General features: G+C 69.5%; 12 protein-coding genes. 10 read left to right on the forward strand and 2 right to left on the reverse strand.

The window, feature by feature from the left end; translation table 11 throughout:
• Positions 1-313 precede the first annotated feature (313 nt).
• From G406_RS0131545 to G406_RS0131595, 10 genes are all read left to right on the forward strand, one after another.
• Entirely contained in the window at positions 314-769 is a 456-nt protein-coding gene (locus G406_RS0131545) for a carboxymuconolactone decarboxylase family protein (protein WP_037079445.1), read from the forward strand.
• Between the two features lie 54 nt (positions 770-823).
• A complete protein-coding gene (locus tag G406_RS0131550; RefSeq protein ID WP_028936894.1) occupies positions 824-1,600 on the forward strand; it encodes an IclR family transcriptional regulator in 777 nt (258 codons plus the stop codon).
• A gap of 164 nt (positions 1,601-1,764) precedes the next feature.
• On the forward strand, positions 1,765-2,400 hold the full coding sequence (locus G406_RS0131555; protein ID WP_028936895.1) for a cytidylate kinase-like family protein: 636 nt from the start codon (positions 1,765-1,767) through the stop codon (positions 2,398-2,400).
• Between the two features lie 58 nt (positions 2,401-2,458).
• Entirely contained in the window at positions 2,459-3,151 is a 693-nt protein-coding gene (locus G406_RS0131560; RefSeq protein ID WP_245607284.1) for a sugar transferase, read from the forward strand.
• 286 nt (positions 3,152-3,437) lie between these two features.
• Positions 3,438-4,496 (forward strand): LacI family DNA-binding transcriptional regulator, encoded by a 1,059-nt coding sequence (locus G406_RS0131570; RefSeq protein ID WP_028936897.1) that lies wholly within the window; start codon positions 3,438-3,440, stop codon positions 4,494-4,496.
• Positions 4,490-5,767 (forward strand): MFS transporter, encoded by a 1,278-nt coding sequence (locus tag G406_RS51100; protein ID WP_051342946.1) that lies wholly within the window; start codon positions 4,490-4,492, stop codon positions 5,765-5,767. The genes G406_RS0131570 and G406_RS51100 overlap by 7 nt, the downstream gene beginning before the upstream one ends.
• Entirely contained in the window at positions 5,764-6,957 is a 1,194-nt protein-coding gene (locus G406_RS0131580; RefSeq protein WP_028936898.1) for a CaiB/BaiF CoA transferase family protein, read from the forward strand. The genes G406_RS51100 and G406_RS0131580 overlap by 4 nt, the downstream gene beginning before the upstream one ends.
• Positions 6,958-6,968: 11 nt before the next feature.
• A complete protein-coding gene (locus G406_RS0131585; protein WP_028936899.1) occupies positions 6,969-7,874 on the forward strand; it encodes an HpcH/HpaI aldolase/citrate lyase family protein in 906 nt (301 codons plus the stop codon).
• Between the two features lie 12 nt (positions 7,875-7,886).
• Positions 7,887-9,233 carry an LLM class flavin-dependent oxidoreductase gene (locus tag G406_RS0131590; RefSeq protein ID WP_028936900.1) on the forward strand — a complete coding sequence of 449 codons (1,347 nt, stop codon included), beginning with the start codon at positions 7,887-7,889 and terminating at the stop codon, positions 9,231-9,233.
• Positions 9,234-9,268: 35 nt separating this feature from the next.
• Positions 9,269-10,207 (forward strand): LLM class flavin-dependent oxidoreductase, encoded by a 939-nt coding sequence (locus G406_RS0131595; protein ID WP_028936901.1) that lies wholly within the window; start codon positions 9,269-9,271, stop codon positions 10,205-10,207.
• Here G406_RS0131595 and G406_RS0131600 read toward each other — a convergent pair.
• Positions 10,197-10,637 carry an SRPBCC family protein gene (locus G406_RS0131600; protein WP_028936902.1) on the reverse strand — a complete coding sequence of 147 codons (441 nt, stop codon included), beginning with the start codon at positions 10,635-10,637 and terminating at the stop codon, positions 10,197-10,199. The genes G406_RS0131595 and G406_RS0131600 overlap by 11 nt on opposite strands.
• Positions 10,638-10,833: 196 nt before the next feature.
• Complete coding sequence (locus G406_RS0131605; RefSeq protein WP_028936903.1) at positions 10,834-12,900, reverse strand: SpoIIE family protein phosphatase; 2,067 nt, start codon at positions 12,898-12,900, stop codon at positions 10,834-10,836.
• Between the last annotated feature and the right edge of the window lie 50 nt (positions 12,901-12,950).

Genomic DNA, 12,950 nt, shown 5'->3' on the forward strand with positions numbered 1-12,950 from the left:
GCCGAGCGGGCCGGAGAGCGGCTCGCCGAGCGGACCGAACGGTTCCGCGCCGAGGCGGAGAAGCTGAGCAGGCGCGCCGCCAAGCGTGCCGACAAAGCTGCCAAGCGGGCGCAGGAAGCCGGCAAGCACGCGCAGAAGGTCGGCAAGAAGGCACGCAAGCGGGCCGCCAAGCAAGCGGACCGGGCGCGCGCCTCGATCCCCAGCTGGTAGCCCACACCCACGTGATCCACCCCACACCGGGCCGCTGTCACAGCGGCCCGGTGTGTGTTGTCTACCCATCGTCAGAGACACACGGCGATGGGAAGGACACGCGATGAGCGAGCGGATGCAGCTGGAGAAGGTTGTCCCGGCAGCGTTCAGGGCCGTGCTCGGTATGGAGAAGTACAGCTCGGCGAACGTCGAACCGGCGGTCTACGAGCTGGTCAAGCTGCGCGCCTCGATGGTCAACGGATGCGCGTACTGCGTGAACATGCACAGCCACGACGCGATGGCCGCCGGTGAGGACCCACAGCGGCTGTTCCAGGTAGCAGCCTGGCACGACTCGGCGGTCTTCACCCCGAAGGAGCGCGCCGCGCTGGCGCTGACCGACGAGGTCACCAAGATCGCCGACGGTGGAGTGCCGGACGAGGTGTGGGCACAGGCCCGCGAGCACTGGTCGGAGGAAGAGGTGGCGAACCTGATCATCGCCATCGCCACGATCAATGTGTGGAACCGGATTCAGATCACCACCCAGCGCGTGCCGCAGTCCTACGCGACCACGCCGGCCTGATCTCAGCGGCTAGACTTCCGGGATGCGGAAAGTTCGTCTCGGAAAGCTGGGATCATGACCGAGGGTGGCCGGCCGGCGGCCGGTGGGGTGCAGTCGATCGAGCGGGCGTTCGGCCTGCTCGAATCGATGGCCGACGCGGGCGGCCTGGTCGGACTGTCCAGGCTCGCCGCGTCCTCCGGGCTCCCGCTCCCGACCATCCACCGGTTGATCCGCACCCTCGTCGCGCTCGGGTACGTCCGGCAGGAGCCGTCCCGGGAGTACGCGCTGGGGCCCCGGCTGATCCGGCTCGGCGACAGTGCGAGCAGCCTGATCGGGGTCTGGGCGAAGCCCTACCTCGCGCGGCTCGTGGACGTGGTGGGGGAGAGCGCCAACCTGGCGATGCTGGACGGCGGTGAGGTCGTGTACGTGGCACAGGCACCCGGGCGGCACGCGATGCGGATGTTCACCGAGGTCGGGCGCCGGGTCTCGCCGCACTGCACCGCCGTCGGCAAGGCGCTTCTGGCCAGGATGGACGACGCCCAGGTGACCGACCTGCTCAGCCGGACCGACCTGGTGCAGCACACCGAACACACGCTGACCGACCCCGGCGCCTACCTGCGCGAGCTGGCCAGGGTGCGGGAACGTGGCTACGCCACCGACGACGGTGAGCTGGAACTCGGGGTGCGCTGTGTGGCGGTCGCGCTGGACGGCGGACCCGGCCGCACCGCGCTGTCACTGTCCGGGCCGAGCACCCGGATGACGGACGACCTGGTGGACCGCGCCGTACCTCACTTGCGTACCGCCGCGAGCGGCCTCGTCGCTGAACTAGACCAGGCCGGTGTCGGAGAGTAATGATCCGATTGTATTTCAGTGGCCTGAATTAATTCTTGTTCCCGGCTGAAGGTTACGATTTCATTTCTTCTCGGCCGTTCGGGTTTTCTGTACCGGCTGGGCCGGGCGCGCGGAGGGTCTTCGGTTTAGCCTGTGTCACATTGATTTCCCGATGGGAGTCAGCCATGAAGGTCGTGACACTGTCAGCGGCATTCGGCGCGGGCGGCAACATCGTCGGCCCCGCCGTCGCCGAGCGGCTCGGCGTGCCGTTCATCGACCGGGCCATCCCGGTCAAGGTCGCCAGTGACCTGGGCTGTTCGCTCGACGAGGTGCTCGCCCGTGACGAGAAGGTCAAGGGCTGGTTGCACCGGATGCTCGTCGCGGCGGCCCCGCTGTCCACCGACTACATGCTCAGCCCTGACCTGCCGAGAATGGCCCTGCGGCCGGACGCCGAGGTAGTGGCCAGTACGGAGACAGCGATCCGCGAGACCATCAAGGAGCGCGGCGGGGTGATCCTCGGCCGCGCCGGGGCCATCGTCCTGCGCGACCATCCGGGCGCGCTGCACGTGCGGCTGGACGGCCTTCCGGAACGCCGGGTCCGCCGGGCGATGCACGAACTGGAGGTCACCGAGTCTCGCGCCCGGGAGATTCTCGACCAGAACGATCAGGCGAGGCTCAGTTACGTCCGACACTTCTATCGGGCCGACGCGACCGACCCCAGCCTCTATCACCTGCTGGTCGACAGCACCGTTCTGCCGCTCGAAACATGTATAGATATCATTCACGCTGCGGCAAAGGCGGAAGTCCGCCCGATTGGGTAACACCCACTAGTCGGGCGGCGATACCCAGGATGCCAACGAGCACTCTGGGAGAGCGTGAATGAGTACCCTCGGTTACGGGGCCGCTGACATGGGGACACAGGACCGGTTGACCCCGGTCGTCACTGTGCCCACATGGGAAGCGGTTGCCCGACGCACCGTGGATGTCACGCTGTCAGCGCTGGCCCTGATCGTGCTGGCCATTCCGCTGCTGGTGATCGCGCTTGTGGTGCGATGGACCAGCAACGGGCCGGCCCTCTTCCAACAGAGCAGGGTCGGGCTGGGCGGCAGGTCGTTCACGATGTACAAGTTCCGCACCATGCGCACCGGCGTCGGTGACGAGATGCTGAAGCAGCTGATCGCCGCCGAGCTGCGCGGCGAGGACACCTCCGTCGACGGCAGCTACAAGCTCGACGGCGACCCCCGGGTCACTCCCATCGGCGCGTTCCTGCGCAAGACCAGCCTCGACGAACTGCCCCAGCTGATCAACGTGCTGTTCGGCGACATGTCCCTGGTCGGGCCCCGGCCCTGCCTGGAGTGGGAAGCGCGGATGTTCCCCGCCGAGTTCCAGCCGAGGTTCTCCGTGCGTCCCGGCCTCACCGGCCTGTGGCAGGTCAGCGGCCGCTCCACCATGGGCACCCTCGAGATGCTGCACCTCGACCTGACCTACGTCCGCACCCGCAACCTCGCGGGAGACCTGTCGATCATGATCCGCACCGTGCCGTCGATGCTGCGGGACCGCAGCGCGAAGTAGGCACGCCCGAGACCGCACTCGCCGTCGGCCGAGAACGTCGGCGGCGAGTGCTCCCCTTCTGTCGCGTCGGTTTTCATGATCACCACCGTCTGGCGGCTGTTTTTGGGCCGCAAAACAGCCATGAGGCGGTGGTGATCATGAAACTGCCCCCGGAGTTGCCGGGGGTTCCGCTCGGGACGCGGCACTTCCGGAACGACAGCCTTGCCGGAGCGTGGGCTTTCGTGGTGTACTCGATAAGCAGGTAATGTAATCGTTTACATCGCGAATGTAAAGGTTTTCAGGGCGTATGGGTGCGCGTACACGGCGAGGCGAGGTCGGGGTCGTCGACCTCGCGCGGGAGCTGGGTATCTCCACCGCGACCGTCTCGCGGGCGCTCAACGGCAGCTCGGCTGTGCGGCCGGAGCTGGCGCAGCGAGTGCGGGAACACGCCGAAGCGCGAGGGTACGTGGCGAACCGCCTGGCCAGGGCGCTGTCCGCCAACACCAGCCGTGCGTTCGTCGGGTTCGTGATCCCGTACGTCGACACACCGGCGTACTCGGCGGTCGCGGCCGAATGTGCCCGGCTGCTGTCCCGGGACGGCACGCAGATGATCCTGACGATCACCGAGAACGATCCGGAGCTGGAGCATCGGCAGCTGCGTGAGCTGCTGGCCAGCAGGGTCGCCGGGCTGATCGTCTCGCCGAGCACGCACATCCTCGACGCGAGCAAGCAGCTGCTCACGAGCGTCCCGGTGGTGCAGCTGCACCGGTCGTGCGGGATCGAGGCACCGGGTGTGTTCAGCGACGACGAGCAGGCGATGGCCGAATGTGTCCTGCATCTTGCCGCGCTGGGGCACCGGCACATCGCCTACCTGGGCACTCCCGTGGCGTTGTCCAACGGTGCCGTGCGGTTGCGGGGCGTGCGCCGGGGAATCGAACTGGCCGGGCTCAACGAGGACGACGTGACGATGAGTCTCGTCGAGCCCACTCAGCAGAACGGGCATCAGGCCACGCTCGACCTGCTGCGGGAGAAACCGACCGCGCTGATGATCGGCGGCGGTTCGCTGTCGGTGGGGGCGGCGCACGCGGTCAGGGAGCGAGGGCTTCGGCTGCCGGACGATCTGTCGCTCGTGGCCTACGGCGACCCGAGCTGGTTCGCGTTGAGCGAGCCGCCACTGACCACCGTCGCGGTGTCCTACCAGGCGCTGGCCGAGACCGCGGCCGAGCTGCTGCTCGCCCGGCTGGACGAGCGTCACCGGAGCCCGGCCACCACCCACCTGATCCCGCCGCAGCTGCGGCTCGCCGGTTCGACCGGACCTCGCAACCCAGGGGAGCACAACGGAGTGCCAGGAGGAAATGCATGTTGACCAACCGACGGCGGTGGGTAGTCGCCACCTTCGTGATGATCATTACCGCGATCGCGTACATCGACAGGGTCAACCTGTCGGTCGCGGCGCCGGTGCTCACCAAGGAGTTCCACACGAACGCCGCCGTGATGGGGCTGTTGCTGTCCAGCTTCACCTGGACCTACACACTCCTGAACGTCCCGGCCGGCATGATCGTCGACCGGGTCAAGACCAGAGTCGTCTACTCCGCCGCGCTGCTGATCTGGTCGGTGTGCAGCTTCCTCACCGCGCTGGTCAACTCCATCGGCGCGCTGTTCGGGCCCCGGCTGCTGCTGGGTATCGGCGAGGCCCCGTTCGCGCCCGCCGCGATCCGCACGCTGTCGGACTGGCTGCCCAAGTCCGAACGTGGCATGGGCGGCAGCATGTTCATCTCCGGCGTCGCACTCGGTTCGGCGATCGGGCCGCCGGCGCTGGCCTGGCTGGTGAGCGAGCACGGCTGGCGCAGCTGCTTCATCGCGTCCGGTGTGCTGTCGCTGCTGGTCGCGGTGATCTGGTACCTCTGGTACCGGCACCCGATGGAGGACAGCAAGCTCTCCGACACCGAGCGGGAGCTGATCCTCGCCGACCAGGAGCCCTACCAGCAGGAGGGCCGCGCGCCGTGGGGCGTGATCGTCCGGCAGCGTGACATCTGGGCGATCACCAGCGGGTACTTCTGCCTGCTCTACATCCTGTACACGTTCATCACCTGGGTGCCGAGCTACCTGGTGCAGGACCGGCACATGACGATCCTGAAGTCCGGGTTCGCCACGTCGATCCCGTGGATCTGCGCGTTCCTGGTCGGGATCCTGGCCGGACGCGCCTCCGACATCGCACTGCGCCGAGGCGTGTCCACGCTGAACGCCCGCAAGATCGTGCTGGTCAGTGGCATGGTCGCGGCGCTGGCGATCTTGGGGACCGCCTTCGCGAGCAGCGCCACAGTGGCGATCATCTGCCTGTCGATCTCGACCTCCGGGATCATCTTCGCCAACGGCGCCGTCTGGGCCGCGACGCAGGACGTGGTGCGCAGCCTCAACCTGTCGGGCTCGGCGACCGGGTTCGTCAACGCACTGGGCAACATCGGCGGCATCCTCGGCCCGATCGTCACCGGCGCGCTCGCCTACGCGACCGACTCGTTCGTCGTGCCGCTGGTTGTGGCGGCCGGATTGGCGCTGGTCGGGGCATTGGCGTGGCTGTTCGGTATGCGCGCCCGGCCGGTGGTCGAGGTGCCGGAATCAACCATGGAGCGCACATGACGGGTCCTCTCGACGGGATTCGGGTGATCGACGCCGCCACGCTCGCGGCGGGCCCGCTGATCGCCACCTGGATGGCCGAGTTCGGCGCCGAGGTGATCAAGATCGAGCAGCCGGACGGCGGCGACCCGCTGCGCCAGTGGGGCGCGCAGCGCGACGGCGTCGGGCTGATGTGGAAGAGCCTCGGCCGCAACAAGAAGTCGGTGACCCTCAACCTGCGTGAACCGGCGGGCCGCGACCTGCTGCGTGACCTGGCGAGCAAGGCCGACGTGCTGGTGATGAACCTCAGACCGTCCACCCTGGCCCGCTGGGAACTGACCCACGACGACCTCAAGGCGGCGAACCCGGGGCTGGTCATGGTGCACGTCACCGGGTTCGGAGCGGGCGGGCCGAAGAGCGACCGGCCGGGGTTCGGCACGCTCGGTGAGGCGATGAGCGGGTTCGCGCACCTGACCGGCCATCCGGAGGGCCCGCCCACACTGCCGTCGTTCATGCTCGCGGACGGCGTCGCGGCGCTGACCGCCACCTACGCGGTGATGATGGCGCTGTACCACCGCGATGTGCGCGGCGGACCCGGCCAGCTGATCGACATCAACCTGATCGAACCCCTGGCCCGGCTGATCGAACAGCCCGTCCTGACCTATGACCAGCTCGGCGCCATCCCCGGCCGCACCGGCAACCGATGGGACATCAGCGCGCCGCGCAACACCTACCGTACGAAGGACGGGCACTGGCTGGCGATGTCCGGCAGCGCGCCGACCATCGCGATGCGGGCACTGCGCGCCGTCGGCAGGGCCGATCTGACCACCGACCCCCGGTTCGCCGAGGCACAGCAGCGGTTGACACACGCGGCCGAGATCGACGCGGTGATGGCCGACTGGATCGGCCAGCACACCCTCGACGACGCGATGGCGGTGTTCGAAGAGGCCGAGGTGGCGGCCGCTCCGGTCTACAACGCTGAACAGCTCCTCGCCGACCCGCAGCTTGAGGCGCGCGACGTCTATCCCAGCTTCCCGGACCCCGACCTCGGCCGGATGCGCGTGCAGGCGCCGGTGCCGCGCTTCTCCGAGACGCCCGGCGCGGTGCACCACCTGGGTGCCGCGCTGGGCGAACACACCACCGAGGTCTACCGCGACCTGCTCGGGCTGGACGACGCACGGCTTGCCGAGCTGCGCGCGTCCGGCGTCATCTAGGAGGTACCCACGTGTCCGTACGACCCAGACGTTCCGAGCTGGCCACCCCCGCCAGCAACGAGTGGATGTTCGCCAAGTCCGCCGCGTCCGACGCCGACCTGGTGTTCCTCGACCTGGAGGACGCCTGCGCGCCGGCCGAACGGGAGGCGGCCAGGGGCAAGGCGGCGAAGGCGTTGCGTGAGCTGGACTGGGGCCGCACCACCCGCGCGATCCGGATGAACGGCGTCGACACCCGCTGGGCACACGGCGACGTGATCGAGGTGGTCACCGAGGCGCGCGACGCCCTCGACGTGATCATCGTGCCGAAGGTGCGCGAGGCGCGGGACGTGTGGTGGGTGGACGTCCTGCTCACCCAGCTCGAACAGACCCTCGGCATGACCAAGCGCATCGCGCTCGAAGTGCTCATCGAGGAGACCGAGGGACTGCAGAACGTCGCCGAGATCGCCCGCGCCAGCACCCGGCTCGAAGCGATCATCTTCGGTGTCGGCGACTTCTCCGCCTCCCAGGGCGCCCGCGTCGACACGAACTTCGACCCGATCGTCGACTACCCCGGCGACATGTGGCACTACGCACGGGCCAGGGTCGTCGTCGCCGCTCGGGCCGCCGGCATCGACGCGATCGACGCCCCGTTCCCCAACTACCAGGACCCCGCCGCCTACCGCACCGCGTGCGAGCGGGCGGGCGCGATGGGCTATGTCGGCAAGTGGGCCATCCACCCCAGCCAGATCGAACCCGCCAACGACGTCTTCGCGCCGACCGACGCCGAGATCGACCATGCCCGCAGAGTCGTCGCCGCCTACCGCGACGCGGAGGCGACGGGGAGGGGCGCCACCGGGCTCGATGGCATGTTGGTCGACGCCGCCCACCTGCGTCTGGCCGACAACATCACCCGCAAGGCCGAACTGCTCGGCCGGTAAGGAACGCTGACGATGAGCGACCGACAGATGACCCTGGTCGGCTTCATGCAGGCCGGGAACGTGACCGTGTACTCCGGTTCGTGGCGCTACCCGTCCGCCGAGCTGGGCTTTCTCGACCTCGACTACTACACGAAGATCGCCCGCACACTCGAGGAAGGCACGTTCGACCTGGTCTTCTTCGACGACCGGCTGGCGATGCCCGGGGTCTACGGCCGTTCGGTCGCCGACGCGGTGCGTTACGGCGCCCGGCCGGTGAAGCTCGACCTGACCGCGGTGCTCGGCGGGATCATCGGCGCCACCAGCCGCATCGGCGTCGGCGCGACCTACTCCACGACGTACTACGACCCGTTCCACGTGGCGCGCACGTTCGCCACGCTGGACCACCTGTCCAAGGGTCGCGCCGCCTGGAACGTCGTGACCTCGGTCAACGACTCCGAGGCGCAGAACTTCGGGCTGGAGCAGCACCTCGGTCACGACGAACGCTACGACCGCGCCCAGGAGTTCCTGGAGGCGGTCACCGCACTGTGGGACTCGTGGGCGGACGACGCGCTGGTGATGGACCGGGAGAGCGGCATCTTCGCCGACCCGGACAAGGTCCGGGAGATCAACTTCGAGGGCAAGTGGTTCAAGGTCCGCGGCCCGTTGACCGTGCCCCGCACGCCCCAGGGCCATCCGGCGTTGCTGCAGGCGGGTTCGTCGGGCCGGGGCCGCGAGTTCGCCGCCGAATGGGCGGACCTGATCTTCACCGCCGACCCCGGACTGGCCGTCGCCCGCCAGCACTACGCGGACCAGCGGGAACGGATCGGTGCCGCGGGCCGGAACCCGGACCAGGTCAAGATCCTGCCGATGGCCTACGTCGTGGTCGGGGAGACGCAGGCGATCGCGGAGGAGAAGGAGCAGCTGTTCCTCCACAGCTACGTCCATCCGATCGCGTCGCTGACGCTGCTGTCCGAAGTGCTGAACTACGACTTCGCCCAGCACGACCTCGACGACCCGGTGACCGACGCGATGATCGAGGCGAGCTCGGGCATCCGGGGCCTGTTCGAGGGCGTCAAACGCCATCTCGGCCGGGACGACCTGACCGTGCGGGACCTGGCCGCGCACCGCGCGACGCTGCTGCAGGGGCCCCGGTTCGTGGGGACCGCGCAGCAGGTGGCCGACCAGATGGAGGAGTGGTTCACCACCGGTGCCTGCGACGGTTTCGTGCTCGCCGCGACCCACCTGCCCGGCGCGTTCGAGGAGTTCGTCCGCATGGTCGTGCCGATCCTGCGCGCCCGCGGCCTGTTCCGCACCGAGTACACCGGAACGACGCTGCGCGACCACCTCTCGCTGGAACGCCCGGCATTACCCGCGAGGTAATCGACCCGCGCGATGCGCGCGGAGACCATTGCGGTGTGAATAAGTTCAGTGAGCAGACCCAGGTTGGGCTGCTGTTGCCCAGCCGCGAGACCGCGATGACCGGGCGGCACGACGCCGCCCGGCTCGTCGAACTGGCGGTACTGGCCGAGCAGGCCGGATTCGACTCCGTGTGGACCGGCGACTCACCGCTGGCGCGTACCCGGCTCGACCCGATCGCGCTGCTCTCCGCGGTGTCCGCGGTGACCGAACGGGTCCGGGTGGGCACCGCGACCCTCGTCGCGGCGCTGCGTCACCCGGCGCTGGCGGCGCACTCGCTGTCGTCGGTGGACCAGCTCTCTGGCGGCAGGCTCATCACCACGGTCGGAGGAGGTTTCCCCAACGCGGAGACCGAACGCGAGTTCGGCTCGGTCGCGGTGCCGTTCACCGGTCGGGTCGGCGCGCTGGATCGGGCGGTGCAGGCCTGGCGGGCGGGCTGGGCGGCGCCCAGGTCGACCGACCCGTTCGTGCCGCTGCCCGCTGTCCGGCAGGGCGGTCCGCCGGTGTGGCTGGCGGGCAGCGACACCCCTCGGGTGATCGAGCGGGTGGCGAGCCGCTACGACGGCTGGCTGCCGTTCCTGCCGGACGTCTCCGCGTACGAGGTGGCCTGGAAGGCGATCCGGGCGCGGGCGTCGGAACTGGGCCGCACCGTGACACCCGGGATGTTCGCGACGGTCCTGCTCAGCTCGGATCCGGTTCGGGCACAGCGCGAGCTCGACGAGTACGCCCTGGCCTACTACCGGCGCCCGGTGGCCGAGATGAGCACGTTCCAGGCCTACCGAGCCGGAACGGCCGAAGAACTGGTCGCCTGGCTGGGAGACTACGTACGGGCCGGCGCCCGCCATCTCGTGCTGAGGGTCGGCTCGTTCGAGCCGACCGCTCAGATCGAGAGGCTTGCCGAGGAAGTACTGCCGGCGTTGAGGCGGCTCAGCCCTTGAAGTGAGTGACGAGTGCCTCGATGCCGGCGCCGTACACGCCCGCCGCGAACGTGTTGGTCATGTCCTGCTCGACGTCGGCGTCGGAGTCGAACCAGGCCCACCACTCGACGAACGCCTCGCCGGTCGCGGTGATCGGCGCGACCCGCACGGTCGAGCGGTAGCTGCGGACCGGCAGCGGGCCCGGGTCGGTGAACGCGTAGGTGTAGCTGCGGTCGTCGTCGTCGAGGATGAGCAGCCGCTCGGACACCTGGGCGCCGTCGGCGAGCGTGAGGTTACGGACGGCGCCCGCCTCCTGGGCGGTCCTTCCGTCCTCGATCTCGCTCTCGGTGATCATGGGGTGCCAGCTGGGGAGTCCGTTGAACTGACGGACGATCTCCCAGACGTCGTCGGCTGACGCGGGGACGACACCACTTGCGTAAGGGCGGGGCATGGGGGGTCCTTCCTGGTTCGGCGGTGAAGCAGGTTGCGGTCAGTCCTACCGGTGACGGGGGTTACCCGCTAGTCGGGGTTCGTGACCAGTGGGGTGCCGCTGCCGACTTTGCACATCCACGTGCTGCGTCGCACATGTCCGGACGTGTGCGACGCAGCACGTAGGTGCGCACAGTGCCGGTGATGGGGCGGGAGACTCACGGGCTGGCGCGAACCGCCAACAGCGCGATGTCGTCCCGCCGAGGCCCGGACGAGAACGCCTCGACAGCGGATCGGACGGAGGCGATCACATGCCGCCCCTCCCCACCGGCGGTGGCCGAGGCGGCGGAGAGCAACCGCTCGGACCCGAACTGCTCACGTCCCCGGCGACGCTCGGTCACCCCGTCGGTGTAGGCGAGCAGAGTGTCCCCGGCGTACAGCCGATGCTGCGTGGCGACGAGCTTGAGCTGCGAGGTCAGCCCGACGGCTGTTCCGTACGAGCCGATGAACTCGGCAGTCCCGTCAGAACGTGCCAGCACGGCCCGAGGATGACCGGCCAGGATCAGCTCGACGGTCAACCCGGGCGGCTCACCGGGCGGCGGGCGGGAGATCAACGCGGCCGCGAGGGTGCAGAACTGCGAGGGGTCCGCCGCATCCATCATGACCTCGTTGAGGATCTCGATGGCGCGGGTCAGCGAGCTGCCCTCGCGGATGAGGACGCGCAGGACGTCGCGCACCATGCCGGTGCGCGCGGCGGCGCGGGCGCCCTTGCCGCACACGTCGCCGATCGAGGCGAGCCACTGCTGCGGGCTCAGGGTCAGGACGTCGTAGAAGTCGCCGCCGACGTCGCTTCCCGCGCTGGCCGGCAGGTACTCGGCGGCGAACTCGATGCCGGGTTCCCTCGGGAGCGCCCGGGGCAACAGGGCCTGCTGCAACGCCTGCGACGTGGCGATGTGCGCGGCGGTGGTCTGGGCGTTGTCGATCGCCAGCGAGGCCCGGCGCGCGATGTCGCCGATCAGGGCGACGTCCTCGGGTGTGTGCGAACGGCCGGCGGGGCGCCCGACGAGCAGGACCCCGATGGGCTGGGCCCTGGCGGTCAGGCCGACCGCGACGCCGTCGGTCGGTTCGCTGAACCAGCCGGGCGCGGCACTGCCGTCGAGGATCTCGTCCAGCTGGTGGCGCAGGTCGGCTGGCGGTGTCGGGTCCAGCGCCGCACGCAGGTCGGGGATGGTCTCGTCGTCGGCGTGGGTCAACGCGGACAGCCGCAGCTGGCTGGTCTCGTCGAGCAGGAGGACCGCGCACCACTGGCCGAGCCGGGGGACCACGACCTGTGGCACCAGTGCCACGACCAGCGGCACCTCCATGGACTGGCCGAACAGCTCGCTGGCGTCCGCGAGGTAGGCCATCCAGGCGCGGCGGCGCAGGTCGGCGTCGCGCAGCCAGTCCTTCTCCACCGCGAGCGCAATCCGCTGCGCGGTCAGTTCCGCGATCTCGGTGTTGACGCTCGCGGTCGACTCGGTGCCCGCCGCCGGCAGGATGCGCAGCACACCGCGTAGCGGCGACGTGAGCGGCAGCCCCACCTCGACGAACGGGGTGCCGGGCAGTGCGGACGGGTCGGCGCCGTCGTGGGCGAGCGAGAACGCGCCGGAGCCGTCCCCGTGGTCCACGTCGACGCTGACGCCTTCGGCGCCGAGCACCTCGCGGAGCCTGCGGATCAGCTCGGCGACCAGCACCGGCATCTCCAGGCGCAGACCCAGCGACGTCGGGACATGCAGCAGCTGGCGGACCTGCTCGGTGTCCGGCCACTCGGCGACCAGGCTGGGCAGCTCGATCGCCTGCGGCGTCCCGTTGCGCGTCGCCGCGCTCGGCTCGCCACGCGCGATCGAGAACCAGATGCGGTGCGTGCCGTCCCGATCGTGGCGGGTACCCCAGGACGTGGCGAGCTGCTCGACGAGCATCAGCCCACGTCCGTGGCTGGCCGCTCTGCCGAACTTCGGCCGGGGACGGGACAGGTGCAGCTCGAGGGGGCCCGCGCCGTGGTCGGTCACCGCGACCATGATCTCGTCGGGCCGGATGCTCAGCTCGACCTCGAACTCGGTTCCCGCGTGCAGGGTCGCGTTGTCGCAGAGTTCGCTGGCCAGCAGCAACACCGTGTCGGCGAGTTCGTCGTCCCCGTCGGCCGATAAACTGGCATTACTCATCTCGCGGCGTAGCATCGCGCGGGCACGCCCCGAGGACGCGGCGTTGGGTGGCAACCGCAGCCACCGGTCCAGCCGATCTGTCACACGAGCAGTCTGCCAAGTGCACAACCGGTCGGCGCGGGCGCCCGTCTAGG

The organism is Actinospineispora spinosispora DSM 44797, assembly GCF_000429025.1.
In the GTDB taxonomy this organism is placed as follows: domain Bacteria; phylum Actinomycetota; class Actinomycetes; order Mycobacteriales; family Pseudonocardiaceae; genus Pseudonocardia; species Pseudonocardia spinosispora.